The organism is Paenibacillus macerans (assembly GCF_900454495.1).
GTDB classification, from domain to species: domain Bacteria; phylum Bacillota; class Bacilli; order Paenibacillales; family Paenibacillaceae; genus Fontibacillus; species Fontibacillus macerans.
Map to the genome: position 1 here is coordinate 559,184 of NZ_UGSI01000001.1, position 25,096 is coordinate 584,279.

25 protein-coding genes, 1 pseudogene and 1 riboswitch are annotated in these 25,096 nt (G+C 56.1%); of the genes and pseudogenes, 23 read left to right on the forward strand and 3 right to left on the reverse strand.

The features are described from left to right. The first annotated feature begins 12 nt into the window (after nt 1-12). From trpD to DYE26_RS02610, 8 genes and pseudogenes are all read left to right on the forward strand, one after another. The gene (gene trpD, locus DYE26_RS02580; protein WP_036621944.1) at nt 13-1,053 is read left to right on the forward strand and encodes an anthranilate phosphoribosyltransferase; all 1,041 of its coding nucleotides are present in this window, start codon (nt 13-15) and stop codon (nt 1,051-1,053) included. Beyond that, the gene (gene trpC / locus DYE26_RS02585; protein ID WP_051985385.1) at nt 1,043-1,882 is read left to right on the forward strand and encodes an indole-3-glycerol phosphate synthase TrpC; all 840 of its coding nucleotides are present in this window, start codon (nt 1,043-1,045) and stop codon (nt 1,880-1,882) included. Before trpD ends, trpC begins: the two co-directional genes overlap by 11 nt. Next, nucleotides 1,875-2,537: pseudogene (locus tag DYE26_RS33990) on the forward strand (phosphoribosylanthranilate isomerase); the annotation flags it as partial. The gene trpC and the pseudogene DYE26_RS33990, both read left to right, overlap by 8 nt. A gap of 27 nt (nt 2,538-2,564) precedes the next feature. Then, nucleotides 2,565-3,770 (forward strand): tryptophan synthase subunit beta, encoded by a 1,206-nt coding sequence (trpB, locus tag DYE26_RS33995; RefSeq protein ID WP_036627961.1) that lies wholly within the window; start codon nt 2,565-2,567, stop codon nt 3,768-3,770. Further along, nucleotides 3,767-4,588, forward strand: a complete 822-nt coding sequence (gene trpA, locus DYE26_RS02595) for a tryptophan synthase subunit alpha (protein ID WP_036621945.1) — start codon at nt 3,767-3,769, stop codon at nt 4,586-4,588. Before trpB ends, trpA begins: the two co-directional genes overlap by 4 nt. Nucleotides 4,589-4,749: 161 nt before the next feature. Next, a complete protein-coding gene (hisC, locus tag DYE26_RS02600) occupies nt 4,750-5,847 on the forward strand; it encodes a histidinol-phosphate transaminase (RefSeq protein ID WP_036621946.1) in 1,098 nt (365 codons plus the stop codon). Nucleotides 5,848-5,891: 44 nt separating this feature from the next. Further along, a complete protein-coding gene (locus DYE26_RS02605; protein WP_036621947.1) occupies nt 5,892-6,986 on the forward strand; it encodes a prephenate dehydrogenase in 1,095 nt (364 codons plus the stop codon). Between the two features lie 36 nt (nt 6,987-7,022). Beyond that, nucleotides 7,023-7,205 (forward strand): hypothetical protein, encoded by a 183-nt coding sequence (locus tag DYE26_RS02610; protein WP_036621949.1) that lies wholly within the window; start codon nt 7,023-7,025, stop codon nt 7,203-7,205. A 733-nt stretch (nt 7,206-7,938) separates the two neighbouring features. On the opposite strand, the gene DYE26_RS02615 is transcribed toward DYE26_RS02610, so the two are convergent. Then, nucleotides 7,939-8,847 (reverse strand): AraC family transcriptional regulator, encoded by a 909-nt coding sequence (locus DYE26_RS02615; RefSeq protein ID WP_051985386.1) that lies wholly within the window; start codon nt 8,845-8,847, stop codon nt 7,939-7,941. 149 nt (nt 8,848-8,996) lie between these two features. On the opposite strand from DYE26_RS02615, the gene DYE26_RS02620 reads away from it, so the two are divergent. The 7 genes from DYE26_RS02620 to DYE26_RS02650 all read left to right on the forward strand — a co-directional run bounded on the left by DYE26_RS02620 (nt 8,997) and on the right by DYE26_RS02650 (nt 17,133). Next, nucleotides 8,997-12,245 (forward strand): alpha-mannosidase, encoded by a 3,249-nt coding sequence (locus tag DYE26_RS02620; RefSeq protein ID WP_036621950.1) that lies wholly within the window; start codon nt 8,997-8,999, stop codon nt 12,243-12,245. An 85-nt stretch (nt 12,246-12,330) separates the two neighbouring features. Further along, a riboswitch (TPP riboswitch) is annotated at nt 12,331-12,434 on the forward strand. 180 nt (nt 12,435-12,614) lie between these two features. Beyond that, the gene (gene tenA, locus DYE26_RS02625) at nt 12,615-13,322 is read left to right on the forward strand and encodes a thiaminase II (protein WP_051985387.1); all 708 of its coding nucleotides are present in this window, start codon (nt 12,615-12,617) and stop codon (nt 13,320-13,322) included. 19 nt (nt 13,323-13,341) lie between these two features. Continuing rightward, complete coding sequence (gene thiM / locus DYE26_RS02630) at nt 13,342-14,190, forward strand: hydroxyethylthiazole kinase (protein ID WP_036621951.1); 849 nt, start codon at nt 13,342-13,344, stop codon at nt 14,188-14,190. Next, nucleotides 14,187-15,014, forward strand: coding sequence for a bifunctional hydroxymethylpyrimidine kinase/phosphomethylpyrimidine kinase (gene thiD / locus DYE26_RS02635; RefSeq protein ID WP_036621952.1), 828 nt, complete (start codon nt 14,187-14,189; stop codon nt 15,012-15,014). Before thiM ends, thiD begins: the two co-directional genes overlap by 4 nt. After that, the gene (gene thiE, locus DYE26_RS02640) at nt 15,011-15,676 is read left to right on the forward strand and encodes a thiamine phosphate synthase (protein WP_036621954.1); all 666 of its coding nucleotides are present in this window, start codon (nt 15,011-15,013) and stop codon (nt 15,674-15,676) included. Before thiD ends, thiE begins: the two co-directional genes overlap by 4 nt. Nucleotides 15,677-15,949: 273 nt before the next feature. Further along, nucleotides 15,950-16,543, forward strand: a complete 594-nt coding sequence (locus DYE26_RS02645; RefSeq protein WP_036621956.1) for an RNA polymerase sigma factor — start codon at nt 15,950-15,952, stop codon at nt 16,541-16,543. Further along, a complete protein-coding gene (locus DYE26_RS02650; RefSeq protein WP_036621959.1) occupies nt 16,540-17,133 on the forward strand; it encodes an anti-sigma factor in 594 nt (197 codons plus the stop codon). Before DYE26_RS02645 ends, DYE26_RS02650 begins: the two co-directional genes overlap by 4 nt. Before the next feature lie 124 nt (nt 17,134-17,257). On the opposite strand, the gene DYE26_RS02655 is transcribed toward DYE26_RS02650, so the two are convergent. After that, on the reverse strand, nt 17,258-17,836 hold the full coding sequence (locus DYE26_RS02655) for a hypothetical protein (protein ID WP_124332669.1): 579 nt from the start codon (nt 17,834-17,836) through the stop codon (nt 17,258-17,260). A gap of 618 nt (nt 17,837-18,454) precedes the next feature. Between DYE26_RS02655 and DYE26_RS02665 the strand changes: the two genes are divergently transcribed. Beyond that, a complete protein-coding gene (locus DYE26_RS02665) occupies nt 18,455-19,051 on the forward strand; it encodes a histidine phosphatase family protein (protein WP_036621962.1) in 597 nt (198 codons plus the stop codon). A 74-nt stretch (nt 19,052-19,125) separates the two neighbouring features. Here DYE26_RS02665 and DYE26_RS02670 read toward each other — a convergent pair whose 3' ends face one another. Then, entirely contained in the window at nt 19,126-19,629 is a 504-nt protein-coding gene (locus DYE26_RS02670; RefSeq protein ID WP_227872853.1) for a DUF6273 domain-containing protein, read from the reverse strand. A gap of 613 nt (nt 19,630-20,242) precedes the next feature. Between DYE26_RS02670 and DYE26_RS02675 the strand changes: the two genes are divergently transcribed. The 7 genes from DYE26_RS02675 to DYE26_RS02705 all read left to right on the forward strand — a co-directional run bounded on the left by DYE26_RS02675 (nt 20,243) and on the right by DYE26_RS02705 (nt 25,047). Then, a complete protein-coding gene (locus tag DYE26_RS02675; RefSeq protein WP_036621964.1) occupies nt 20,243-21,331 on the forward strand; it encodes a hypothetical protein in 1,089 nt (362 codons plus the stop codon). Between the two features lie 69 nt (nt 21,332-21,400). Continuing rightward, nucleotides 21,401-21,907, forward strand: coding sequence for a gamma carbonic anhydrase family protein (locus DYE26_RS02680; RefSeq protein ID WP_036621965.1), 507 nt, complete (start codon nt 21,401-21,403; stop codon nt 21,905-21,907). 44 nt (nt 21,908-21,951) lie between these two features. After that, nucleotides 21,952-22,137, forward strand: coding sequence for an IDEAL domain-containing protein (locus DYE26_RS02685; protein WP_036621966.1), 186 nt, complete (start codon nt 21,952-21,954; stop codon nt 22,135-22,137). A gap of 152 nt (nt 22,138-22,289) precedes the next feature. Beyond that, nucleotides 22,290-22,727: a DUF2487 family protein gene (locus DYE26_RS02690; RefSeq protein WP_036621967.1), complete on the forward strand. Its 438-nt coding sequence runs from the start codon at nt 22,290-22,292 to the stop codon at nt 22,725-22,727. Between the two features lie 174 nt (nt 22,728-22,901). Next, nucleotides 22,902-23,444, forward strand: a complete 543-nt coding sequence (locus DYE26_RS02695; protein ID WP_036621968.1) for a Rieske (2Fe-2S) protein — start codon at nt 22,902-22,904, stop codon at nt 23,442-23,444. Between the two features lie 16 nt (nt 23,445-23,460). Next, the gene (qcrB, locus tag DYE26_RS02700) at nt 23,461-24,132 is read left to right on the forward strand and encodes a menaquinol-cytochrome c reductase cytochrome b subunit (protein ID WP_016311825.1); all 672 of its coding nucleotides are present in this window, start codon (nt 23,461-23,463) and stop codon (nt 24,130-24,132) included. A gap of 42 nt (nt 24,133-24,174) precedes the next feature. Beyond that, nucleotides 24,175-25,047, forward strand: coding sequence for a menaquinol-cytochrome c reductase cytochrome b/c subunit (locus tag DYE26_RS02705; protein WP_036621971.1), 873 nt, complete (start codon nt 24,175-24,177; stop codon nt 25,045-25,047). Nucleotides 25,048-25,096 lie beyond the last annotated feature (49 nt).

Below are 25,096 nucleotides of genomic sequence, written 5' to 3' on the forward strand. Positions count from 1 at the left end.
GAGCGAATGGCCATGGCAGGACAGCAAGCGGTGCAGGACGGGATCAACCGCCTGATTCAAGGACAAAATTTGGGACGGGAGGAAGCGCGGGGCGTCATGCAGGCGATCATGAACGGCGAGTCGACGCCGGCGCAAATCGGCGGGCTGCTGACGGCGCTGCGCATCAAAGGCGAGACGGTCGAGGAGATCACCGGTTTTGCGGAGGCGATGCGCGGGGCGTCGAGCCGGATTGCGACGGAAACGAGCCGGCTGCTGGATACTTGCGGTACGGGCGGATCGGGCATCCACAAAATCAACATCTCGACGACGGCGGCGATCGTGGCCGCGTCGGAGTCGGTGCGGGTAGCGAAGCACGGCAACCGCTCGGCCTCGGGCCGTTCGGGCAGCGCTGACGTGCTGGAAGCGCTGGGCGTGAACATTCAGCTCGACGCCGAGCAGGCCAAGCGGTGCCTGGACGAAATCGGCCTCTGCTTTATGTTCTCGCAGCTTTATCATCCTTCGATGAAGCATGCGGCCGGCCCGCGCAAAGAGCTCGGCATCCGGACCGTGTTCAATATGCTCGGGCCGCTCACCAATCCGGCGGGCGCGGATCGCCAGGTGCTCGGCATTTACGACCGCACGAGAACGGAAACGATCGCCGAGGTGCTGCGCGAGCTCGGTTCCAAGCGGGCGCTGGTCGTCAGCAGCGAGGAAGGGCTGGACGAAATCAGCCTCTCGTCGGCAACGCGGGTATCGGAGCTGAAGGACGGCGTGGTGACGACGTACGAGCTGCAGCCGGAGGATTTGGGACTTGGCAAGTATCCGCTCGGCGCAATGATCGGCGGCGATCCGCAGACGAACGCGGCGATTGTGCAGCGGGTGCTGAGCGGAGAAAAAGGCGCTTACCGGGACATTGTGCTGGCGAACGCCGGCGCTTGCATTTACGTCGCCGGGCTGGCGGACAGCATCCGCGAAGGCGTCGCCATCGCCGCGGCGGCAATCGATTCGGGCAAGGCCTACAGCAAATTGGAGCAGTTAATTCGGACAACGGGGGAATTAAGTTATGTATCTTGAGCGGATTGTGGAGACCAAAAAAAGCGAAGTCGAGCATCTGGCCGCCGTGTTTTCGCTGGCCGACGCCGAGCGGCGCATCGCGGAGCTGGCGCCGGCGCGGGGCTTCCACCGCGCGCTCGCTTCCGGGCGTAAACGGGAAATGGGCTTGATCGCCGAGGTGAAGAAGGCATCGCCGTCCAAAGGCCTGATCCGCCCCGATTTCCATCCGGTGGAGCTGGCGAAGAGCTATGAAGCGGCGGGGACGGACTGCATTTCCGTGCTGACGGACGAGACGTATTTTCAGGGGAGCGGCGCCTATTTGTCCGCCATTCGCGAGGCGGTTAAGGTACCGCTGCTGCGCAAGGATTTCGTCATCGACGAGCGGCAAATCTACGAAGCGCGGCTGCTTGGCGCGGATGCCGTGCTGCTGATCGCGGCCATCCTCAGCGATGCGCAGCTGCGCGATTATCTGAAGACGGTGGCGGCGCTTGGGCTCGATGCGCTCGTGGAAGTGCACGACCGCGAGGAGATGGAGCGGGTGCTGGCGTTAGGGACGGCGGGGCTCATCGGCATCAACAACCGGAATTTGCGGACGTTTGAGGTGTCTCTAGAGACGACGGCCGCGCTTGCCGAGCTAGTGCCGCCCGAAGTGACGCTGATCAGCGAAAGCGGCATCCGGACGCGGGAAGACATCGCGTATTTGGCGGCGAACGGAGCCAAAGGCGTGCTGATCGGCGAAACGTTTATGCGCCAGGCGGATGTCGGGCAGGCCGTTCATGAGTTGATGGGGCTTTTGCCGCAAGCGGCCGCGCCCGGGGGGACCGCGGAAAGAAGGGCTGCTCATGAGTGATGCGGCAGCGGTTAAACAGCGGGAAACGGCGGTAAAAATTTGTGGACTTCAAAGCGTTGAAGTGCTAAAATCAATGGTGAACTTGCCCGTGGATTACGTCGGATTCGTGTTTGCGCCAAGCAAGCGGCAAATCGACGGCGCCCGGGCGGCGGAGCTTCTTCCGGTGCTTCGCGAGTGGAGCGGGGGAGAACGTCCGCAAAGCGTCGGCGTTTTCGTCAACCCCTCGATCGAGGAACTGGCGGGTATTATACGGCAGGCGCCGCTGGATATTTTGCAGCTGCACGGCACGGAAAGCCCGGAGTTTTGCCGGGCGGTCAAAGCGGCGTTTCATGTGAAAATTTTCAAAGCATTTTCCGTAAAACAAGACGGATCGGTTCATGGCGAACGGTCCTTGGCAGCATATAGCGGCATATTGGATGGGATCTTGCTCGACACTTACGATCCGAAATACGGCGGGGGATCGGGTGTGACGTTCAATTGGAGCGCCGCAGCGCCGTACCGGCGTTGGGCTAAGGCACAGGGCATTCCTTTTCTCGCTGCCGGCGGGCTGCATCCCGGAAATGTGCGTGATCTGCTTGATGCACTTGGCCCCGACGGGGTCGACGTATCAAGCGGCGTGGAGACGGATGGGGTTAAAGATATCGCGAAGGTTGCCGCCTTCGTAGAGAGGGTGAAGCATAACATGAAGCAAGCGCAAGTGCCTGATGAACACGGACGCTTTGGTCCGTTTGGCGGCCGTTATGTGCCGGAAACGCTGATGAACGCGCTGATTGAACTGGAAGAGTCCTATTTAAAATATAAAGACGATGCTGATTTTCAGCAGGAGATCGCTTATTTGCTGAAGCAATATTCCGGCCGGGAGACGCCGCTGTATTTCGCGGAGCGTCTGACCGAGCATTTGGGCGGAGCGAAAATTTATTTGAAGCGCGAGGATTTAAACCACACCGGAGCCCACAAAATCAACAACGCGATCGGTCAGGGGATTTTGGCCAAGCGGATGGGCAAGAAAAAAGTGATCGCCGAAACCGGGGCCGGGCAGCATGGCGTAGCTACCGCCACCGTCGCCGCTTTGCTTGGTCTGGAGTGCAAGGTGTTTATGGGCGAAGAGGATACGAAACGCCAGCAGCTCAACGTGTTTCGGATGAAGCTGCTGGGCGCCGAGGTTATCCCCGTCATGTCGGGGACGCGGACGCTGAAGGACGCCTGCAATGAGGCGCTGCGCTATTGGGTCAGCAACGTGCACGACACGTTTTACATCCTCGGTTCGGCGACCGGGCCGCATCCGTATCCGATGATGGTGCGCAACTTCCAGCGCATTATCGGCGACGAGACGAGACGGCAAATGCTGGAGACTGAAGGACGGCTGCCGGACATGCTGGTGGCCGCGGTCGGCGGCGGAAGCAACGCGATCGGGATGTTTTACCCGTTTATCGAGGACAAGGACGTCCGGCTCGTCGGCGTCGAAGCGGCCGGGAAAGGCGTGGATACCGAATTCCACGCGGCCACGATGACCAAGGGCAAAAGAGGCGTGTTCCAGGGCTCGATGAGCTATTTGCTGCAGGACGAATACGGCCAGGTGCAGCCGGCGCATTCGATTTCGGCCGGGCTGGATTACCCGGGCATCGGGCCGGAGCATTCTTATTTGAAGGATATAGAGCGCGCCAAGTATTATCCGATCACCGATCGGGAGGCGCTGGAGGCGCTGCAGTTGCTCAGCCGGACGGAGGGCATTATCCCCGCGCTGGAATCGGCGCACGCCGTGGCCCAGGTTGTGAAGCTGGCGCCCGGGATGAGCCCGGGTGAGATCGTCGTCATTTGCCTGTCCGGCCGCGGCGACAAGGATGTTGAATCGATTATGGCATATACGGAAGGCAGGGGATCGTTATGAGTACGGCGCTGGTCAATTTGCTGGATGCGACGTTTGCGAAGCTGAAAGCGTCCGGGAAAACGGCGCTCATTCCGTTCATTACCGTCGGGGATCCCGATCCGGAAACGACGTTGGACATTCTGGCCGTGCTGGAGCAGGCCGGAGCCGATATCGTCGAGCTGGGCGTGCCTTATTCCGACCCGCTTGCCGACGGTCCGGTCATCCAACGCGCCTCCGAGCGGGCGCTGGCGCACCAAATTACGGTTGAGACGTGCATTCAAACGGCGGTAAAGGCCAAGGCGCGCGGGATCAAGCTGCCGTTCGTGCTGTTTACGTATTACAATCCCGTGCTGCAGATGGAGCTCCCGCGCTTTTTTGACCTGCTGCGGGAAGCGGGGATCAGCGGGCTGATCATTCCCGACTTGCCGTACGAAGAAGCGGCGGAGGTGCTGGAGCTGGCGGATGACGCAAACGTCAGGCTGATTCCGCTCGTGGCTCCGACCTCCAGCGGCCGGATCACGCAGATTCTGGCCCGCGCCCGCGGTTTCGTGTACTGCGTGTCTTCGCTCGGGGTTACCGGGGAGAGAGCTTCTTTTCACGCCAGCGTCGACGAATTCATCGCTTCGGTCAAAGCCGAGACCGATCTGCCCGTGGCTGTGGGCTTTGGCATCTCCAACCGGGAGCAGGTCGAGCGGTTTGCGGACATTTGCGACGGAGCCGTCGTTGGCAGCGCGATCGTGCGAAAAATCGAAGAAACGCTGCCGCTGCTGGGAAGCGAGTCTTCCAAGGAACAGGGATTGTTGCAAATTCGCGACTTTGTGGCACAATTGAGGGTATAGCGGCTATTTAAGTTGAACTTTTGAATGCAGATGATAGGGCAGCCGTGAAATGTTCTTACGATCGCTGTTGTTCGCAGATTTCTTTCGATTGGCTAACTCACCGTTTTTCATTAGTTCAACTGATTATAGCAGGGAGAAAGTTACAAAGGGAGGAAAAATGCATGTTGCCCAAACCCCAGATCGTGGGTCTGCCGGTATATCAGCCCGGTAAACCGATCGAAGAAGTAAAAAAAGAGCTCGGCCTTGATGATGTGATCAAGCTGGCCTCTAACGAAAATCCGTACGGCTGTTCCCCGCGCGTCCGCGCCGCCATTGAGCAGGAGTTTATGAACATCAGCCTGTATCCGGACGGCAGCGCGGCGGAATTGACGGAGGCGGTGGCGGGGCATCTTGGCGTCAACCGGGAGCAAATTATTTTCGGCTGCGGCTCGGACGAAATTATCGCGTTGATTGCCCGTGCGTTTTTTCTGCCCGGCGACGAAACGGTGATGGCCGATCAGACGTTCAGCGTTTACAAGAGCAACGCCGATATCGAAGGCGCGGTCAGCATCGAGGTGCCGCTGAAAGACGGCACGCATGATCTGGAGGCGATGCTCGCCCGCCTCGGCACAAAAACGAAGATCGTATGGATTTGCAACCCGAACAATCCAACCGGAACGATTGTTCCGCACGAGCAGCTCGTTTCTTTCCTGGATCGGGTACCGGGCCATGTCCTCGTCGTGCTGGATGAAGCTTATGCCGAGTATGTGACCGATGCCGCTTATTCCGACGGAATCGGTTTGCTTGAGAAATATCCGAACTTGGTCGTATTGCGGACGTTCTCGAAAATTTACGGGCTCGCCTCGCTGCGGATCGGTTACGGCGTGGGCCAGCCGGCGGTGATCAAGCTGATCAACCAGGTGCGCGAGCCGTTCAATACGTCCCGCATCGGGCAGGCGGCGGCCAAAGCGGCTTTGGCCGACCAGGAGTACGTGCAGGGCTGCCGCGAGAAAAACCGCAGTGGAATCCAGTATTTATATGAGCAGTTTGATCGCTTGGGCTTGTCCTATTTTCCGGCTCACGGGAATTTCATCATGGTCGATGTTAAACGCCCGGCCGCGGACATGTTTCAAGCGCTGCTGAAGCTTGGCGTTATCATCCGCGCCGGTTTTCCCAAATATCCGGATTCGATTCGGGTGACCGTCGGTTCGGCGGAGCAAAACGCGAAATTTATAGACGCTTTGGAACAGGTGCTGAGCAAGTCGGCCACAGAGGTATAATTCAATTTTTGGTTTGCATATTCGCAGAAAACGAGTGAGATTACATGACAACAAAAATCGCCATATTTGGGGTAGGTTTAATCGGAGGATCGCTGGCGCTTTGCCTTAAGGGCAAGCCCGGCATCACCGTCGTGGGGCACGCGCATCGTCCCGAGTCTTTAAAACGCATCGTGGAGCGCGGCGTCGTGGATGCCGCGACGCTTTCCATGGAAGAGGCGGCCGAGGATGCCGACTTTATTTTTTTGTGCGTACCGGTCGGAAACTTGGAAGAGTATTTGGTGAAGCTGAACGGCCTTACGCTCAAGCCGGGCTGCATCGTAACGGACGTAGGCAGCACCAAAGCGGCGGTGGCCGCCCGTGCCGCGGCCATTTCGCGCCCCGGCGTGCATTTTATCGGCGGCCATCCGATGGCCGGGTCCGAGCGCTCCGGCGTGGAAGCGGCCTCTTCCTTGCTGTTCGAGAACGCCTATTATGTGCTGACTCCGTCTTCGGACATTCCGGAGGAGGCATACATACGCCTTGAGCGGCTGTTGTCGTATACGAAGGCGCAAATCGTCCGCGTCGATCCGATGCTGCACGATGAAATCGTCGGTGCGATCAGCCATCTGCCGCATATTATCGCGGTTGCGCTGGTCAACCAGGTGTGCGATTACAACAGCTCCAACGGGCTGTACCGGATGCTTGCGGCAGGGGGGTTCCGGGATATTACCCGCATCGCCTCCAGCGATCCTGTTATCTGGCGGGATATTTTGCTCAGCAACCGCAAGGTGGTGCTGGATTTGCTGAACGATTGGAACCGGGAGATCGAAGGCTTCGTCAAGCTGCTGGAGGACGAAAACGGAGCGGGGATTGAGGACGCTTTCCAAAAAGCGAACCGCTTCCGCAGCGAGCTGCCGGAACGGCGCAAAGGCGCGATCACTTCCTTGTTCGATATCTACATCGACGTGCCCGACCATCCGGGCATTATCGGACAGATCGCCACGGAGCTGGGAACGCGCCACATCAATTTAAGCAATATGCAAATTATTGAAAGCCGGGAGGACGTGCCGGGGGTGATGCGCCTTTCTTTTCGCCAGGAAGCGGAGATGGAGCGTGCGAAAGAGCTGCTGCAGGGGCTTGGTTACTCGGTCTATGTCTAAGCCGGGGGACAGGCAGCCCGTAAGGTGGTCCGAGAGATGACTAAAAGAACGCAGCGCCCGGGAAAAGCCGGGCGTGTGCGTCTTAGAGGCCGCAATTTGGGTAAGCCGTATTATACCGTATTTCGCTGTGCGCAAGGCCGTTTAGGCTTTGAGTACGCCCAAATTATGAAAGCGCTAAAAAAAGTTGTTGACAAAATGAAAACGGATACAATATACTAAGACTACAGTATGGTTTCTCTCCACTCCTATCCAATATCTGTTGCTCCAGCGTGAGCAAGGGCCGCTTCGAAAGAAGCGGTCTTTTTTTTGCTTTTGGCGGCCTGTTGGCGGCCGAATGGAGGTATTGGATGAGGCTAACGGACAGGGAAATCTTATTCCGAAAATACAGCCGCTATAAAATTGTAACGGACTCAAGTGCACCGGCGTTGCATTAACGCCTACACAAAATCTCTGGTACACCTTGCCCGCAATTCCATTTGAAATCACGCCAGAAATCTAACGGTTGTATTATTCGCTATTTTGCCCAAAAAGCCCCTTTCTAAATTTTAACGGTTGTGAGCGCGGTTATCTGCTCAAATCTGAGCCCAAATCGCCGGGGTATAGCTAAATAAGCGCCATGGCAACCGTTAGAATTTGAAAACGGCGATATTGGAGCAAATAGCGGCTGTGGCAACCGTTAGAATGTGATGGCGAGATTTAATACAACGCTAGTGACTCAGGCGCACTTATTTAGCTGAATTCACCGGATTTGTCGGGGAAATGCTCGGAAGAAGGTCGATGGTGTCTTAACTAGGCTGGAAAATGGATGTAGACTAAAATAACCGGGGAAATGAGCAAATAACGGCTCGATGGTCCCTTAGCCAAGGGGCTCATACCCCGGCAGACGTTGCAAGGCAAACGTTACCCTAGCTAGATGTTGCTCTAGCTAGACGTTGTCCCAGTGAGATTACCCCTACCGAGGTTCCTCCCGGCCCAAATGCTGTTTGCGGTAGGCCTGCGGGCTAACACCGTGGTTTTTCTTGAATGCCTTGCTGAAATAGTAAATATCCGGGAAGCCGGACTGCTCCGCCACCTCTTTGACCAGTAGCTCGGGCTTGAGCAGCAGCTCGCAAGCTTTGGCCAGGCGGATCCGGTTCATTTCCTCGATGAGGGTTCGCCCCGTCTTCCGCTTATAAAGCCGGGAAAGATGGCCGTAGCTCATGTGCAGGGAAGCGGCCAGTTCCTCCACGTTCAGGCGTTCTCCATGAAAATCCTCCAAATAGATTTCCACCTTGCGAACGAGGGCGTCCTTGGTTTCGCCCGGCTCCGCTATGGCCAGGCGTCCGGAGCCCGGAATCGAAGTTAAAATTTCCAGGAACTGCACGAGCAGCAGCTGCAAATAAAGCGGGGAGCGGCCCGCTTCCGCCTCGTGAAACAGTTGGACCAGCAGCGGCCGAATCCCGTAATCGTCGCGGTAAGCGCCGGGAGGCCAGTCTTTGAGCAGGCTCAGCCGTTCGAACAAGCCCTGCCCGCCCGCATCCGGGCGGGTGCCTGATACGGGCCTGAACCGCCAACGGAAACAAACGCCCTCGTGCGGATCGTCACGATAGTATATATGGGAATGGGTCATGCCCGGAGGGATCAGGAAAAATTCGCCTTCGCGGACCATGACGTCTTTGTCCATAAACCGGGTTTGCATCCGGCCGGACAATACGTAGTTAAATTCGTACCAGGTGTGGGCGTGGGCCGGGCATCTTCCGGCGCCGCCGGTTTGTTCGATCACGATATCGGCCCAGTCGATCACGGCGTCATCGACCCGGATTTCGCGGCACAGCCCGTTCAGCACGGAGGCCAGCTCTTGCCTCCATTTTTTCAAGTCCATAGAGATGCTCCTTTTTGTTCCTTTGCCCCAATCATATCATAATAGGACAAAAATTGATGAGGATTAGTAATTTACTTCAGGCCGTCCCGGAACGCAAAATGGGGGTGAAGTCAAAAGTTGAAACTTGCTCCAAGGGAGGAACGCAGTTCATGTTTTGGACGGAAGAAAAATTAAACGCGCGGATTCGCGAGCTTGAAGCTTATCGCTACCGCGATGGGGTGCCGATCGCCGAATTCCGCGCGTTGGTCGACGAGGAAGGGCGGATCGCAGCCAGACCGCCGAAGGGCGGGGAGTGGAGCGCGATGCCGGCCGGTGAACGCTGGGAAGGCCGCGACCTTTACTTGTGGCTGGAGGCCGAGACGGTAATTCCCCAAACGTGGAAAGGCCGCCGGGTCGTCGGGGTATTTGATTTCGGGAAGACGGGCGGAGGGAACAACTCCGGCTTCGAGTCATTGCTGTATGTCAACGGAGAGCCTTATCAAGGGGTGGACTCCAACCATCAGGAGGTGTTTTTCCCCGCAGAAGCCGCCGGAACTTCCGTGCTGCTGCAATTTCGGCTTTGGTCCGGTCTGGAGGGCGGAGGTAAGCCGCAGGTTCAGGAGCACAGGCTGAAGCGGGCGGAAATCGCTTGGCTCGACGGGACGGTCGACCGTCTGTATTATACGGCCCGGGCCGTGATGCAGACCGTGGAAGTACTACATAAACACGCTCCCGAACGGACCGACCTGCTGACGGCGCTGGACCGGGCGTTTTTGCGGATCGATTGGTCGCAGCCGGGCTCCGAGGCGTTTTACGCCTCGCTGGCGGCGGCCGAAGAGCAGCTGACGCGGACGATTTCGGCGCTGCCCAAGTCGTCGCCGGTCACGGTTCGCTGCATCGGGCATACGCACATCGACGTGGCCTGGCTGTGGCGGCTCAAGCATACCCGGGAAAAAGCGGCCCGCTCCTTCAGCACCGTGCTGCGGCTGATGGAAATGTTTCCGGAGTACGTTTTTTTGCAAACGCAGCCCCAGCTGTATGAGTATTTGAAACAGGATTATCCGGAGCTTTACGAGCAAATCAAGGAGCGGGTCAAGGAAGGACGCTGGGAGGCGGCCGGAGGGATGTGGCTGGAGGCCGACTGCAATTTGACGAGCGGCGAATCTCTGGTGCGGCAGCTGCTGTACGGCACCCGTTTTCTGCGCGAAGAGTTTGGTGCGGAATGCACATATTTGTGGCTGCCCGACGTTTTCGGGTACAGCTGGGCCTTGCCGCAAATCCTGCGCAAGTCGGGTTTCGATACGTTCATGACGACCAAAATCAGCTGGAACCAATACAACCGGATGCCGCACGACACATTTAAATGGCGCGGGATCGACGGCAGCGAAGTGCTGACCCATTTCATCACTACCCCGCAGGACGGCAGTTTCTGGTGGTACACCTACAACGGCAATATCGAAGCGTCCAGCGTGCAGGGCATCTGGGATACGTACCGGGACAAGGAAATCAACAAAGAGCTGCTCCTGTCCTACGGTTACGGAGACGGGGGCGGCGGCGTCAACCGGGAGCATCTGGAGCTGCGGCGCCGCCTCGAAGCGATGCCGGGGCTGCCGAACGTCGTCACCGGGCGGGCCGACGAATATTTCGCCAAACTGCACGAGACGGTGGAAAAGGCGGACCGTTATGTCCACACTTGGGACGGCGAGCTGTATCTTGAGTACCACCGGGGCACTTATACGAGCCAGGCTTACAACAAAAAAATGAACCGCAAGCTCGAACTGCTCTCCCGCGACGCCGAATGGCTGCTCAGCCTGGAGGCGCTGCTGGGCGGGGGTGACTGGGCCGCGTACCCGAAAGCGAAGCTGGACGAAAGCTGGAAAACGATTTTGCGCAATCAGTTCCACGACATTATTCCAGGCTCGTCGATTCCCGAAGTGTACCGCGACTCCAAGCTGGAATACGAGCATGCTGCGGCGCTGCTGCAGGAATGCCGCAGCCAGGCGATCCGCGCGTTGACCGGGGGCCGGGTGGGCGGCGATGCAGCAAACGGTGCCGCTGCGGCGGGCGCTGCCGTGTCCGGCGATGCTGTCATCGGCGCCCCGGAAGGTGAGCCGACCTATACCGTTTGGAATCCGTCTTCTTGGACGTATAGCGGCCTGGTCCCGGTCCATGGCGCCGAACCCGGCGGCCGCTGGACCGATGCCTTCGGCCGGGAGCTCGCCGCCGAGTTTGACGGAAGCACGGTATGGGTAAAGGTGGAAAACGTTCCTCCGTTGGGATTTATGGCGATAAGCCGCGGCTCTGAAGGCGGGAAGGAGGAGGCAACCGCTTCGCAAGGAGCGTCTGCGGGAAGCGAAGCGGCCATAGAAACGCCGTTTAATGCGCTGCCGAACGGCATCGAGACTCCGCTGTATCGGATCGCTTGGAACGAACATGGCCAGTTGACCTCGGTGTTCGACCGGGCTGCCGGCCGCGAGGTGCTCGCCCCGGGGGAACGCGGCAACGTCTTCCAGGTGTTCGAAGACAAGCCGAAAATGTTTGAAGCTTGGGATATCGATATTTTTTATCAGGAGAAGATGCGCGAGGTTGAAGATCTGAAGGAATGCCGGGTTGCGGCCGGCAAGCTGCGGGCGGAAGTCGCTTTTACCTGGCGGTATATGAACTCCACGATCAGCCAGCGGATGATCTTGTACTCGGGTGACCGGCGGATCGAGTTCCGGACGGAGGTGGATTGGCAGGAGCGCCAGCAGCTTTTAAAGGTCGCATTTCCGGTGGATGTGCGGGCGACGGAGGCCACCTACGACATCCAGTTCGGCAACGTCAAACGCCCGACGCATTGGAACACCTCCTGGGATTTGGCCCGGTTCGAAACGGTCGGGCATCAGTGGGCGGATCTGTCGGAGCACGGTTACGGCGTCAGCCTGCTGAACGACTGCAAATACGGGCATGACATTAAAGACAATGTGATCAGGCTGTCGCTGCTGAAATCGGCGACTTACCCCGATCCGGAGGCCGATCGCGGGGAGCATACGTTCACGTATGCGCTGTATCCGCACGAGGGGCATTGGTCCGAAGGCGAAACCGTACAGGCCGCCGCGCTCCTGAATCAGCCGGTGTACGCTACGCGCGGCCAAGCGGCGGCATCCAATTTCTCCTTGCTGCGGGCCGTGCGCGTCAGCGGCAGCGGCGAAGCAGCGATCGACGCGGTCAAAAAAGCGGAGGACGGCGACGCTCTGATCGTCCGCTTCCACGAGTATAAAGGGGGCCGGGGGACGATTCGCCTGGAGAGCGATCTCACTTTTGTCTCCTGGCAGGAAACCGACCTGATGGAACGCCCTGCCGGCGAACTCAATCGGGGTCCTGCCGAACTGCAGATTTCGCCGTATGAGATCAAAACGGTCCGGCTCGAGTTCCGCTAAGGCGGCGGGGGTGCCCGGCAACCATTCAACGCGGATTGACACTCCAGGAAGATCCAGGTAAAGTAGTGATAGTGAATCGAATAGGAAATTCCACTAGGGGCGCCGTATTCGGCTGAGACAAGAGCGTATCTTGGACCCTTTGAACCTGATCTAGTTCGTACTAGCGTAGGAAAGTGGAGCCGGTATCGCGCCGTCCGCACGTTATCGCAAGTATCATGCGACAGGTTTTGCGCGTTCAAGCCGCTCCCTCTACGGGGCGGCTTTTTTGCTGTCTCGTAAGCGGCCCGCCTCTCACCCGACCCTAAGCCCCTACGCCCTTACGATGGATGCTCCTGTATCGCAGTTCACATTTTATCGGAGGTGGAGACGATGAGTTTTACGCAAACGCTGCGCCAGCGGGCGGACGAGGTTTTTGAAGCGATTTTTGAGCATCCTTTTGTGCGGGGAATCGCCGACGGCAATCTGCAGAAAGAGCAATTGATTCATTACGTCAAACAGGATTACGAGTATTTGAACGCGTACATGCGGATCTACGGGATCGCCATATCGAAGTGCGAAAGCCGCGGCGATATCGCCCTGTTCAACGAGCAGATCTCTTTTATTTTGAACAGTGAAATCCATCCGCACCAAAATTTTTGCGCTGTCGCAGGGGTCCGTTTTGAAGATCTGCAGGGTTTCCCCTTGGCGCCGTCTGCGCATCATTACATCCGCCACATGCTGACGGTAGCGCATGAAGGCAGTTTGGGCGAAATCTTGGCCGTGTTGCTGCCCTGCCCCTGGACGTATCTGGAAATCGGCCGCAAGCTGCTGGCGGAAGTGAGGCCGGCGCCGGAACATCCTTTTCACGATTGGATCCAGTTTTACGGCGGCCGGTTGACGGACGTGACGCAGCGGTTCCGGGACGTTCTCGACCAATGGGCGGAAACCGCGGCGGAAGCGGAACGGCGGAGGATGGAGGAGCATTTCATGCAAAGCTGCCAACTGGAGTACCTGTTCTGGGACATGGCCTACAAGTTGGAGGAATGGCCGGTGCAAACGGGCCGGCGGAGCGATGACCCGTTGTCGCGGGCGAATTAACGAAGGGGGCGAACTACAAATGAGCATATTGGAAAAAGAATTATCCGCTTTGCTTACAAAAGTGCAGAACGCGAAACCGCTCGTGCACAATATGACCAACGTCGTCGTAACCAATTTTACGGCCAACGGCCTGTACGCGCTTGGCGCATCCCCGGTGATGGCTTACGCACCGGAGGAAGCGGCCGATATGGCCAAGATCGCCGGCGCCCTCGTGCTGAACCTGGGAACGCTGTCCGCCGCCCAGGTCGAGGCGATGATCATCGCCGGGTCGTCGGCGAACGCCCATGGAGTTCCGGTGCTGTTGGACCCGGTCGGGGCGGGAGCGACGCGCTTCCGCACGGAATCGGCGCTGCGCATCCTGCGCGAGGTCAAAGTGTCGCTACTAAGGGGGAACGCGGCGGAAATCGCCCACCTGCTCGGGGAAAGCCGCGACATCAAGGGCGTGGACGCCGGGGAGAGCAGCGGCGGGGATCAGGTGGAGCTGGCCGTGCGGGCGGCACGGAAGCTGAACACCGTCGTCGCCGTCACCGGACGCGAGGACGTGATCACCGACGGGAAGCTGTGCCGGGCCGTCAGCGGCGGGGACGCGCTGCTGACGCAGGTGACCGGCACGGGCTGCCTGCTCACGTCGGTGCTTGGCGCCTTCGCCGCGGTGGAACGCGACGTGCTGCTGGCCGGCACCGCCGGGCTGGCGTTCTACGGCGCCGCCGCGTCCCGCGCCGCGGAGCGTACTGCGTCCGCCGGGCCCGGCAGCTTCCAGATCGCCTTCCTCGACGAGCTGGCCAAGCTGCACCCGCACTCGCTGAAAGGCCATGCGGCGGTCAGCGAGCGGGAAGCCTCCGCGGCCGGCGGGTGGTGGCTCGGATGAGCGGCGCGGTCCGGAAGGCGCTGACGATCGCCGGGTCGGACAGCGGCGGCGGGGCCGGCATTCAAGCCGACCTCAAAACGTTCCAGGAGCTGGGCGTGTTTGGCATGTCGGCGATTACCGCCGTCACCGTCCAAAACACGCTGGGCGTGCGGAACGTGTACCCGCTGCCGCCGGAGGCCGCGGCGGAGCAAATCGGGGCGGTCGGCTCGGACTTGGCCCCGGACGCACTGAAAACCGGGATGCTGTTCAGCGCCGAAATTATCCGCGCCGTGGCGGGGCAAATCCGCGCTTTCGGCTGGGCCCGGGTCGTCGTCGACCCGGTTATGATCGCCAAAGGCGGCGCCGCGCTGCTGCTGCCCGAAGCGGTTGCGGCGCTGAAGGAGTATTTGCTGCCGCTGGCGCAGGTGGTGACGCCGAATATCCCCGAGGCCGAGGCGTTATCCGGCATCCCGATCACCGGCATGGCCGGCCGGCGCGAGGCGGCTAAGCGCATCCACAGCCTCGGGGCGAAGCACGTCGTCATCAAAGGCGGGCATGACGAGAGCGGCGGGGGGCGGATCGTCGACCTGCTGTATGACGGCGCCGGTTTTACCGAGTTTGACGGACGGCGGATCATGACGCGGCATACGCACGGTACGGGCTGCACCTTCTCCGCGGCGGTCGCGGCCGAGCTGGCGAAGGGAGCGGCCGCCGCCGAGGCGATATCGACCGCGCGGGCGTTCATTCAGGCGGCGATCGAAGACGAGCTTGGCCTGGGGCTGGGGCACGGCCCGACGAACCATTGGGCGTACCGGCGCAGGAAGGAACAGGGGGTGCGGCCGTGAACGGGCGTATTTCAGCAGCGGCTATGCGCAAATCTCTCGGCGTGTACCTGGTGATCGGCAGCGCCAACTGCCGGCAAGATCCGCTGCAGGTGACCGAGCAGGCACTGGCCGGAGGCGCAACGATGATTCAATTCCGGGAAAAGGGGCCCGGCGCGCTGACCGGGGGGCCGAAGCTAAGGCTCGCCGAACAGCTGCAGGCCGCCTGCCGCAGGGCGGGGGTTCCTTTTATCGTTAACGACGATGTCGACTTGGCCCTGGCGATAGATGCGGACGGAATTCACGTCGGCCAGGACGACGAAGCGGCCGGCCGGGTCCGCGCGCGGATCGGGGAGCGGATTCTCGGCGTATCCGCGCATACCGTGGAAGAAGCCCGGCTGGCCATTCACAGCGGCGCGGACTATCTCGGCATCGGGCCGATCTATCCGACCGCGTCCAAAGCCGATGCCCGCGAGCCGCAGGGCCCCGGCTTCATCCGGCGGCTGCGCGAATGCGGCATCGAGGCGCCGCTCGTCGCGATCGGCGGGATCACGGCCGCAAGCGCCGGGGAAGCGATCCGCGCCGGGGCGGACGGAATCGCCGTCATTTCCGCCGTAACGCAGGCCGCCGATGTCCGCAAAGCGGTGGAGGAGCTTCACGCCGCCGCCGCTTTAGGCCGCGGATGAAATGACCAGAAAGCAAAGCAGGGCCATCCATGACCGGACGGCCCTGTAATATTTTTCAACAAATGACCATGGGTTTATTTTTTAAATTCCGGCTCCTGTGGTATAATATGAATTGTTTTTGGCTATAATGTATGGCTTCGCCAAACGATCTCCAACGGAACAAACAGAAGTTTATATAAACGACCGCAACTTTTTTGATCCTGTTCGGTAATAATTAATGTAAGAATCGAACGGGAAGAAGCACATGGAAGTGCGAGGAGGTTTCGCCCCGAAATGACCGATTCCCAGATGATACGCGAGATTAAAGAAGGCAACACGGAACTGTATTCGGAGTTGATGCGAAGGTATCAGCGAAAAATATTGGCTTTCGTTTATCACATGTTGAAAAGCGCTCAATTGGAGCAGCTTGCCGAAGATTTATGCTCGGAGACGTTCTACAAAGCGTTTCGCAGCTTGCATTCGTTTCGGGAGGTGGACGCTTCTTTCTCCACCTGGCTTTACACGATAGCACGGAATACAGTGCTTAGCGAACTGCGCAAACAGCGCAGCGGAAGTGTTCCGCTCGAAGAGAGCGGGTACATTCCTTTGGCGCCAATCGAGGTCGCCCCGGAACAAGCCGTTCTGCGCAGCGAGAAGGTTGGTATGGTGCGTGAAGCGATCAACAAATTACCGGAGAAACAAAGGTCCGCTTTGATATTGCGCGAATACGATCAATTGGACTACCAGGAGATCGCCAGTATTTTGGGCCAGAGCGTCAGCGCCGTAAAATCGCTTTTGTTCCGCGCACGAAGCAGCGTCAAAAGCCAGCTTGAACCCTACTTTTACGAACCGGTCTACGAGCATTACGAAGGGATGAAAAGCAGATGAATTGTAGAGAGGCCCAAGAACTGTTCGGTTTGATGCGGGATTTGCCCGAACAACATCCCCAGCGTATAGAGCTGGAGCGGCATCTTTTGGGCTGCGAGTTTTGCAATACTGAGTACCATTACTGGCGGGAAAGCATGGACATGCTGCAGTACATACCCATAGAAGTGACCGAGGAGCAGGCCGAGGCCGTAAACCGTAAGGTCATGGACCGTATTTATGCGGAATCTCCGTGGCTGGCGCCGGATGTCAAGGCCGGCGTGACCCGAGGCTACCGCCGGCGGATTATCGGCTGGGCCGCTAGCTTTTTGGTCGTGTTCCTGTGCAGCTTTATTTTTCTGCTCGTGGACCATTCTGGCCAGCCCGAGGCTTCGCAACCGGCGACAGGCATCCTTCCCACAGCCGTTGCCGCTCCCGATGCGAAGACATCCGAGCCCATGTCGTTTACTCTGCCGAGCATTTCTCCGGGGATTGTTGAGCCGTTCGCCGCTCAAATGGGACCGGCCTATCCACAATACTGGATGCTGCTTTCGATGGCGGGCATGCTGCTTGCTTTGATTTCTTGGAAAGGAATCCGCCGTTCCAAAAGATAATAAACGGGTTTGAAACGCTTCTTTCGCTACAAAAGCGGGCGGAGCGTTTTTTTCGTATACTCCTGTACAGGCATCACTTTAGAGTGGAAAAAAAGAGCTGCCGAGCGAGCTCGACAGCTGATCATTATTCCGCTTGCCCGGTTTGCATCGGTTCGTTATTTTCACTAAGAACATTTCCGTCCGTATCGAGAAAACGGATTAGCGGTTGTTTATCGTTTTTATAGTAATCGGAGTGTTCATACAATTGACGGATAATAGGATCAAACAAGGCGGTCATAATCCCTACACCCAGTTCTCCGCCGGATTCGGCCGGGTCAAGAACAAATTCAATGGTTTGATCATCAACCATCGCTGCGCTTTTAAAAGGTGTCTCTTCTCCGTCTTCTGTGGGTTTAGCGAGTTCATCGAGAAATGCCTTGAAATCTTTGTGCGATAGATGTACTTTTTCCCAATCACTGGCGTCCATGCCTTCCAAACCTTTGGAATCGAGCAAATCCTTGCCTTGGCTTTCGTTTTCTTCATCTGCCGTTTCCACATGGTTTCCGGAATTCTCTTTGACGGACGCGTTTGTTGGAGTGGAGTTTGCGGGAGCGGTGTTTGCAGGCTCGCTGCTATCGCTTTTTCCCCCGCCGCAGGCCGCTAATGCGGAAAGCATTAGGATTGATGTCATCATTACAGCTAAACTTTTTTTCCATGGTTTCATCTTCTGTTACTACCCCTTTTCCCAAATGAAAATAAGGGCTCTGCCGAAAAAAAAGGCGCTTAACCCATCGATGGAGCACGAAACACACTTCAATTTCTGACGGGCTGTAAAGCCGCCATTTCAGTAAAATCGGGAGATTTCAGAAGTTACCGGCCACCAGAGCCGCTATTTTACCTGGAACTGCCGGTTTCTAGATATTTTCGGGCCAATAAGGTCTCTGCGGTCCCTTAGAAAATAAAACTCCTGTTTTTAGCAAAAAAAAGAGCGTCTCAGTCCGTCAGCCGAAGTTCGGCGACCACGGCTCTCTCAAAGGTCATCGTCAAGCGCTTTTTTTAAAGCCGAGCCCTTTTGCCGCCTTGCGCGGGCAAAAGACCTAATCACAACCTATGTATAAGAAAAAAATAGTCTTATAGATTTAGTATACGTTAGTTTTTCACAGAAGGCCAACCTAATAATGGAAAATGGCAGAGCTGAATAATTCTATAATCGCAAGAAAAATTTCCTTAGAACGCGGTCTGTCTTCTATGGGTGTACGCCGATATGAATTTTTCTTATAATAAAGAAATACTCGCTAAAGCCATAAACGTTGAATGCGATGCACACATAAGGAGGATGATTATGCTTGTCGGGTTAATACGCCATGGACTTACCGACTGGAACGCGGCGGGAAAAATCCAGGGTCAAAGCGATATTCCGCTGAATGAAGAGGGGAGAAAGCAAGCGAAACGGCTGGCGCGCAGATTGCAGGAGGAAAAGGAGTACCGCTGGGATTTTGTCATTACAAGCGGTCTGTCGCGGGCTCAGGAGACCGGCTCCATCATTGCCGAAGCGCTGGGCATCCCGCTGTACGATCCCGATTCGCGGCTGATGGAGCGCGCGTTCGGCCAGGCCGAAGGGATGACGGCGGAAGAGCGTGAAACGTTATGGGGCAAAAATTGGGATGACCTGGAGCTGGGACAGGAAAAAGACGCGGATATTCGCAAACGCGCGCTTGCTTTTATGAAGGATTTGGCGGAGCGGTACCCGGACAATAACGTGCTCGTCGTTTCGCACGGCGGATTGCTTGCCCAACTGTATATCGCCTTGTACCAAAATAAATACAGCGAGCGGATCGGCAATTTGTCGTTGACGATTTTGGAGAAAAACGATGAGGATTGGCAAATGAGGTTGTACAATTGCACCCGCCATTTGGAAGAAGCGATCGAAGAAAGGTAAGAGGATTCGGATTTTCATAGGGGAAAAGGGCATATAATTCGCCCTTCTCCAATTTCTCGATCTTCCCGCTTTTATCACCACAGCCACCACCAGGAACAGCCAACTTCTTCGCCGTCTCTGATGATATAGTTATCTTTGTTCGTTTTATCATATACATATAAGCTGCATCCATCGGGCTTTTTCGTCTTGGCAAAATCGGTTCCAACAGCGCGCCGCAAATCCTCGCCGTGGATCGCAGATAAATCCTTTATCTCGGCAGCGCTAAGCAGAAAGACCTTGTCCTCCATATCCGGGCAGCCTTCTCCGTTGTCCGCGCAATAAGTCGTCTTTATGAATTGCTTTTCGGCGGCATGGAATGCGGTGTTATAGAATTCATCATTCAGCCACTTGCGCAAATCGCTGTCATGCCATGTAATTTCCATGCAATCGCGCCACTTCAGATCAGCGCTTTTGCCGTGATACCTCTTGCAGTCCCAAACATACTCACTCAAAACAAACAGCTCGCTTTCTGAATTGTGAAGAACACGCCATTTAATCGCCAGTTCTTTACCGTCTACATGTTTGCGGATACGTACCAAACGTAATGAAGTCGCCGGGCTTTAGGTTCCGGTACGTTAAAGCAAAATGCCCCTTTTCCATTAAGTTTTGCCTCCCTGATTTTTCATTCCAACTTCAATCATATAACATTCGTGCAAGATTTCAGGCTTGAGGACAGGGAAGGCCGGTGGGTTGGTGGGCAGATCAATATCTGCTGTCCGGACGCTTTGCACGATTATCCCATTTGATCTGGGCGCTTTGCACGATTATCCCGTTTGATCCGGAAGCAGAGAGGAAGATAAATTCAGGGGAAGAAAATAGGTTTGGGAGAAGCAGACATGTTCGAGATCGTTAGACAGGTTTGTGAGAAGGAGGTTTAGGAGAAGTGAAGCAGACCTGACGGGAGGAATGGGGCAAGACACCGGGAAAAATGAAAGGACCGTGATATGATTAGCCCCCCCACCTTCCCCCTGAACAAGAGGGATAATCGTGTAAAGCAGCATGCAGGGATACCAAGACACGATCGCTATTATAATTTATTTTGTCAAGCACTGATCTCGGTTCTGAGCCCTTTTTTTGCATAAATTCGCATGCCGCAGAATAAACGCCGGTAAATAATCCCATAATGGAATTAAAACGGCGAGGCGGTAAACTATGAATCTGGCGGATATGCTTTCTTTTGCCGATATCGGACAGCTAAGCAGAATAGCGGATCATTACAGGTGCGAGTGCAGCGGTCATTCCAAGCATGAACTGATCCAGTCCATCCTGCAAACGGTGGGACGCCGCGATTTTATCGATCGGCACGTCAGCGCAATGAGCATGGAGGACTTGCGTTTCTTGAATTCGCTGTTATTCGACGGGCGCCGTCAGTTCAGCCTGGAGGAGCTGGTCGCTTGCGCGCAGGCGTCGCGGTTTACGCAGGATGCCAAAGACCGCGAGAGTCCGCGGGAAATGATCGCCAGGTTCCGGCAGCGCGGCTGGTTGTTTAACGGAACCACCCATCAGACCCGCTACCTGTTTGAAGTGCCCGAGGACTTGAAGCGGCGGTTCAGGGAAGCGCTGGAGGCCAGGTTTAAGTCCGAAGTGGCATCGGCGCCGGCCGAACCGCCGGTCTACCGGGAAGAGCCGGACATGCTGGCTGCCGATCTGCTGGTGTTTTTACGGTATGTATCCCATCATGACGTCCCGTTGAACAATGAAGGCGTGATGTACCGGCGAAACCAGCTGCAAATTTTGGAGTCGCTGCACGTGTCCGAGGCGCTGGCCGGCAAAGGCTGGAGGTTCGGGTATGGAAGGCGGTTCAAGGATTATCCCAACCGGTTTGCTTTGCTGTACGATTATGCCTACCATTGCCGTTTCATTCAAGAGAATGGCAGCCAGCTAGAGTTGACGGAGACCGGAAACTCGTATCTGGCGGAAGGCAAAAAAGAGCCGGCGATCCAGCTCGTCCGTTTTTGGTTAAGGCTGTACAAAGGTCCCATTCCCAATTTGCTGTCGCTTGTCTATTGGATCGAGCGCTGTTCGAAACAGTGGGTGACGGTGTCCTCGCTGTACGGCAGAATAGAATCGCTGATCAAGCCGTTTTATTATGACGCTCCCGCGTCGATATTCGAGGAACGTATCCTGATCATGATGCTGCATCTCGGCATGGTGCGCATCGGGGAGGACGAACAGCGCGAACGCTACGTTCAGGCGACGCCTTTTGGCCGCGAAGCGGTGGCGCAGCTGCACGAGAAATAGGTTTGACAACGCCTGAAGGTACTGCTACAATCACTCCCAAATTCTAGGCTAAAGGGGAGCGTGAGCAGTGTGTTGATTCGTTATCAAGGAAAGCTGCCGGTCGTGGATGCAAGCGTGTTTGTCGCCGATGGTGCCAAACTGATCGGCGATGTAACGGTGGGCAGTATGGCCAGTATTTGGTACAATGCCGTGCTGCGCGGTGATTTGGCGGAAATTGTGATCGGAGATCGGACGAACATCCAGGACGGCGTGGTCGGACATGTCAATACATCCCAGCCGTTGATCGTAGGAAACGACGTATCCGTCGGACATTCCGCGATCATTCACGGTTGCCGTATAGGCCATGGCACATTAATCGGGATGGGGGCGATCGTCCTAAACGGCGCCGACATCGGTGAATATGCTTTAATAGGAGCAGGTTCGGTAGTTACGGAAAACAAAAAAGTTCCCCCCTATACTCTTTCTCTGGGCTCGCCGGCCAGAGTCGTACGCGAACTGACGGAAGAAGACCTGCAGCGCATGAAGCGGACGGCGGAAAGTTATGTGGCCAAAGGAAAGGAATATAGGGTCACTTAAACTTTTTAAACTTGTTTTAAAACCATGGTTTGGAGGTGCATCCTATGGATCAGATGAAGGTTACTTATGAAGCAATGCTTGGTTTGGCGGCAGAAATGATATGGGACGAAGCGCTCCGGAAGCATCGCTCGGAACAAATCTACAGCGAAATCGATACCGCCTTGGCGAATGGCGATGAGGTTGCCTTCCGGCTCCTGACGGATGAACTGAAGACATTGGAAGAACGTTGAAAATCGGATCATCCGCAGCAATATATAATGTAGAAAAAGGTCGATCGGCGACGAAAAAACGCTGCTCGATCTTTTTTTATCGAAGATGGCATTGTCAATCGTTCGTGTTTATAATTGGGAAGGAAAATCATCAGTAAAGGGGATATGGATGTATGAAATTCAGTGAAGTGGAGGCTTCCGGGTGGGAGGAGCTGCGCCCGTATTTGGACACCTGCCTCGTCCCGGTCACGGGATTAACCGGTTTGGAACGGCCGTATGAAGTGACGGAAAAATTGGAAAGACTTCAAAGTGTCATGGATTGGGTGGAAATCCCTTTTAAGGGCAGAGTCGTCACATATCCCTCGATTCAATATGCGGGAGATCGTTTATCCCAAGCGATCAACAAGGTTTGCGAAAATGTCAAGCGGAGCGGATTTGCTTATGCGATCGTTGTATCCGCCGACCTGAATTGGGCTGACGAGGAGCTGCCGAATGCCGATCTTATTATCACGCCGGGACGGTTTTCCAATCCCGATCCGGATGGCGGATCTGCGGCCGGACGGGTTAAGGAAAAAGTCCAGCATTTGTGGACAGGCGGGTCAAGGGACTGAATGTGACAAATTGTTGACATTTTTAAGTAGGGCAAGGTTTTGCCGCCGGAAAAAGATGTGTCAAATTCTTGACGCTCCTAAAACGCTAATATATTATTAATATGTCTTAGATGATGTTGTGATTATTGTCATTGAAAGTCAGGAAGAATTGGTTGCAAAGGGGGTTGAAGACATATGAGCAATCAGCACGACCAGCATGAATCATCGCACAAACCGCCCATTCGCAAAGAAATGTCCCGTCGGCAATTTCTTACATACACCCTTGGGGGCGCCACTGCATTTATGGTGGGTGGTGTGACGCTGCCCATGGTTCGGTTTGCCGTAGATCCAATTCTGCACAAAAAAGGCGAAGGCACTTTTGTAAAAGTGGTTGAAGTCAGCAAAATTACAAATGAGCCGCAGGAATTTTCCTTTGAATTGCAGCAGCAGGATGGATGGTATCAAAGTACGGCATCGCTTACGGCGTGGATCCGTAAAGACGAGAGTGGAAAAATTTATGCGCTTTCACCGATCTGTAAACATTTGGGTTGTACGGTTGGCTGGAACAATGACAAAAATTTTCCGAACGAATATCATTGCCCATGCCATGGAGCGCATTACACGATCGAAGGCAAGCAGCTGGCGGTTGCGCCGAAGCCGCTTGACGAGTACAAGGTCATGGTGAAAGACAATTGGGTGTATTTGGGTCAGACGGTCCCGAATACGATCGTGAAATAAGGAGGCGTAGATACGGATGTTTAAAAACGTATACAACTGGATTGACGAACGTCTGGATATCACGCCGATTTGGCGGGATGTCGCCGATCACGAGGTTCCGGAGCACGTTAACCCGGCGCATCATTTTTCCGCTTTTGTTTATTGCTTCGGCGGCTTGACGTTTTTTATTACGGTCATCCAGATTTTATCGGGGATGTTTCTGACGATGTATTACGTTCCCGATATCATCAACGCTTACGCCAGTGTCGAATATTTGCAGACGCAGGTGGCCTTTGGCCAGATCGTCCGCGGCATGCACCACTGGGGAGCGAGCTTGGTTATCGTTATGATGTTCTTACATACCCTTCGCGTGTTCTTTACCGGTTCCTACAAGGCGCCGCGCGAAATGAACTGGGTTGTGGGCATGCTGATTTTCTTCGTCATGATCGGGCTCGGCTTGACGGGATATTTGCTGCCGTGGGATAACAAAGCATACTTTGCGACAAAGGTTACTTTGGAAATCGCCAACTCCGTTCCGGTGCTCGGCCCGGTCATTAAAGAACTGCTGCAGGGCGGTACGATTGTCGGCGCGGAAACGCTGACCCGTTTCTTCGCGATTCACGTGTTCTTCCTTCCGGCCGTGCTGTTGATCCTTCTGGTGGGGCATTTCATTATGATCCGCCGTCAAGGGATTTCCGGCCCGCTATAAGCTACCTCTAACTAAAAATGGAGAAGGGAGGGCATAGAGGTTATGGCCCACAACAATTCGAAGGAAAAGATCGTATACGTCGGAGATTCGCGTGTGCGTAAAGGCAACGGATTTATCACGCCTCCGGATTACACGGCATACCCGGGTAAATCCGAAGCGTTTATCCCTAACTTCTTGCTGAAGGAATGGATGGTAGGCGTCGTGGTGCTGGTCGGCTTTTTGGTGCTGACGATCGCCGAACCGGCTCCGCTGGGTTATCCGGCCAATCCGACCGCTTCGGTCATTCCGATGCCGGACTGGTATTTCTTGTTCCTGTACCAATTTCTGAAATATCCGTACGCATCGGGCGATTACGTCGTGCTCGGCACGCTCGGGATTCCCGGGGTTGCTTTCGGGAGCCTGCTGCTGGCGCCGTTTTTGGACCGCGGTAAAGAACGCCGCTTCTACAAACGTCCGATCGCTTCCTCGCTGATGTTCCTTTCGCTGGCGTCGATCGTTTATTTGACGAACTTCGCCTGGACGCATTACCAGGAGGAACTGAAAGCTACGGGGCAAGTTCCGGAGCATATTCAGCGGGAAGAGGAAGCCCGGGAGAAACGGGAAAAAGGCTTGCCGACTTCCAATGCGACCAAACAGCAGGAAGTGGCGATCGTGGACAAGGATGATCCGGCGATGGAAACCTATAAGAAAGCGACTTGCGTTTCCTGCCACGCCGCCGACCTGAAAGGGGTTGCCGGTCCTTCCTTGCGCGGTGTAGGCGACAAGCACGGCAAGGAAGAAATCATGTCGATCATCAAAGAAGGCTACAACGGCAGAATGCCGGCCGTGTACGACACGGCGATCGGCGCCGGCGTAACGGACGAGGAACTCGACCACCTGGCCGAATGGCTTGCGAAACAAAAAACGGAACAGTAAAATAGGAAGTATGCGAAAACCTGATCGTTGATTCGATCAGGTTTTTTTG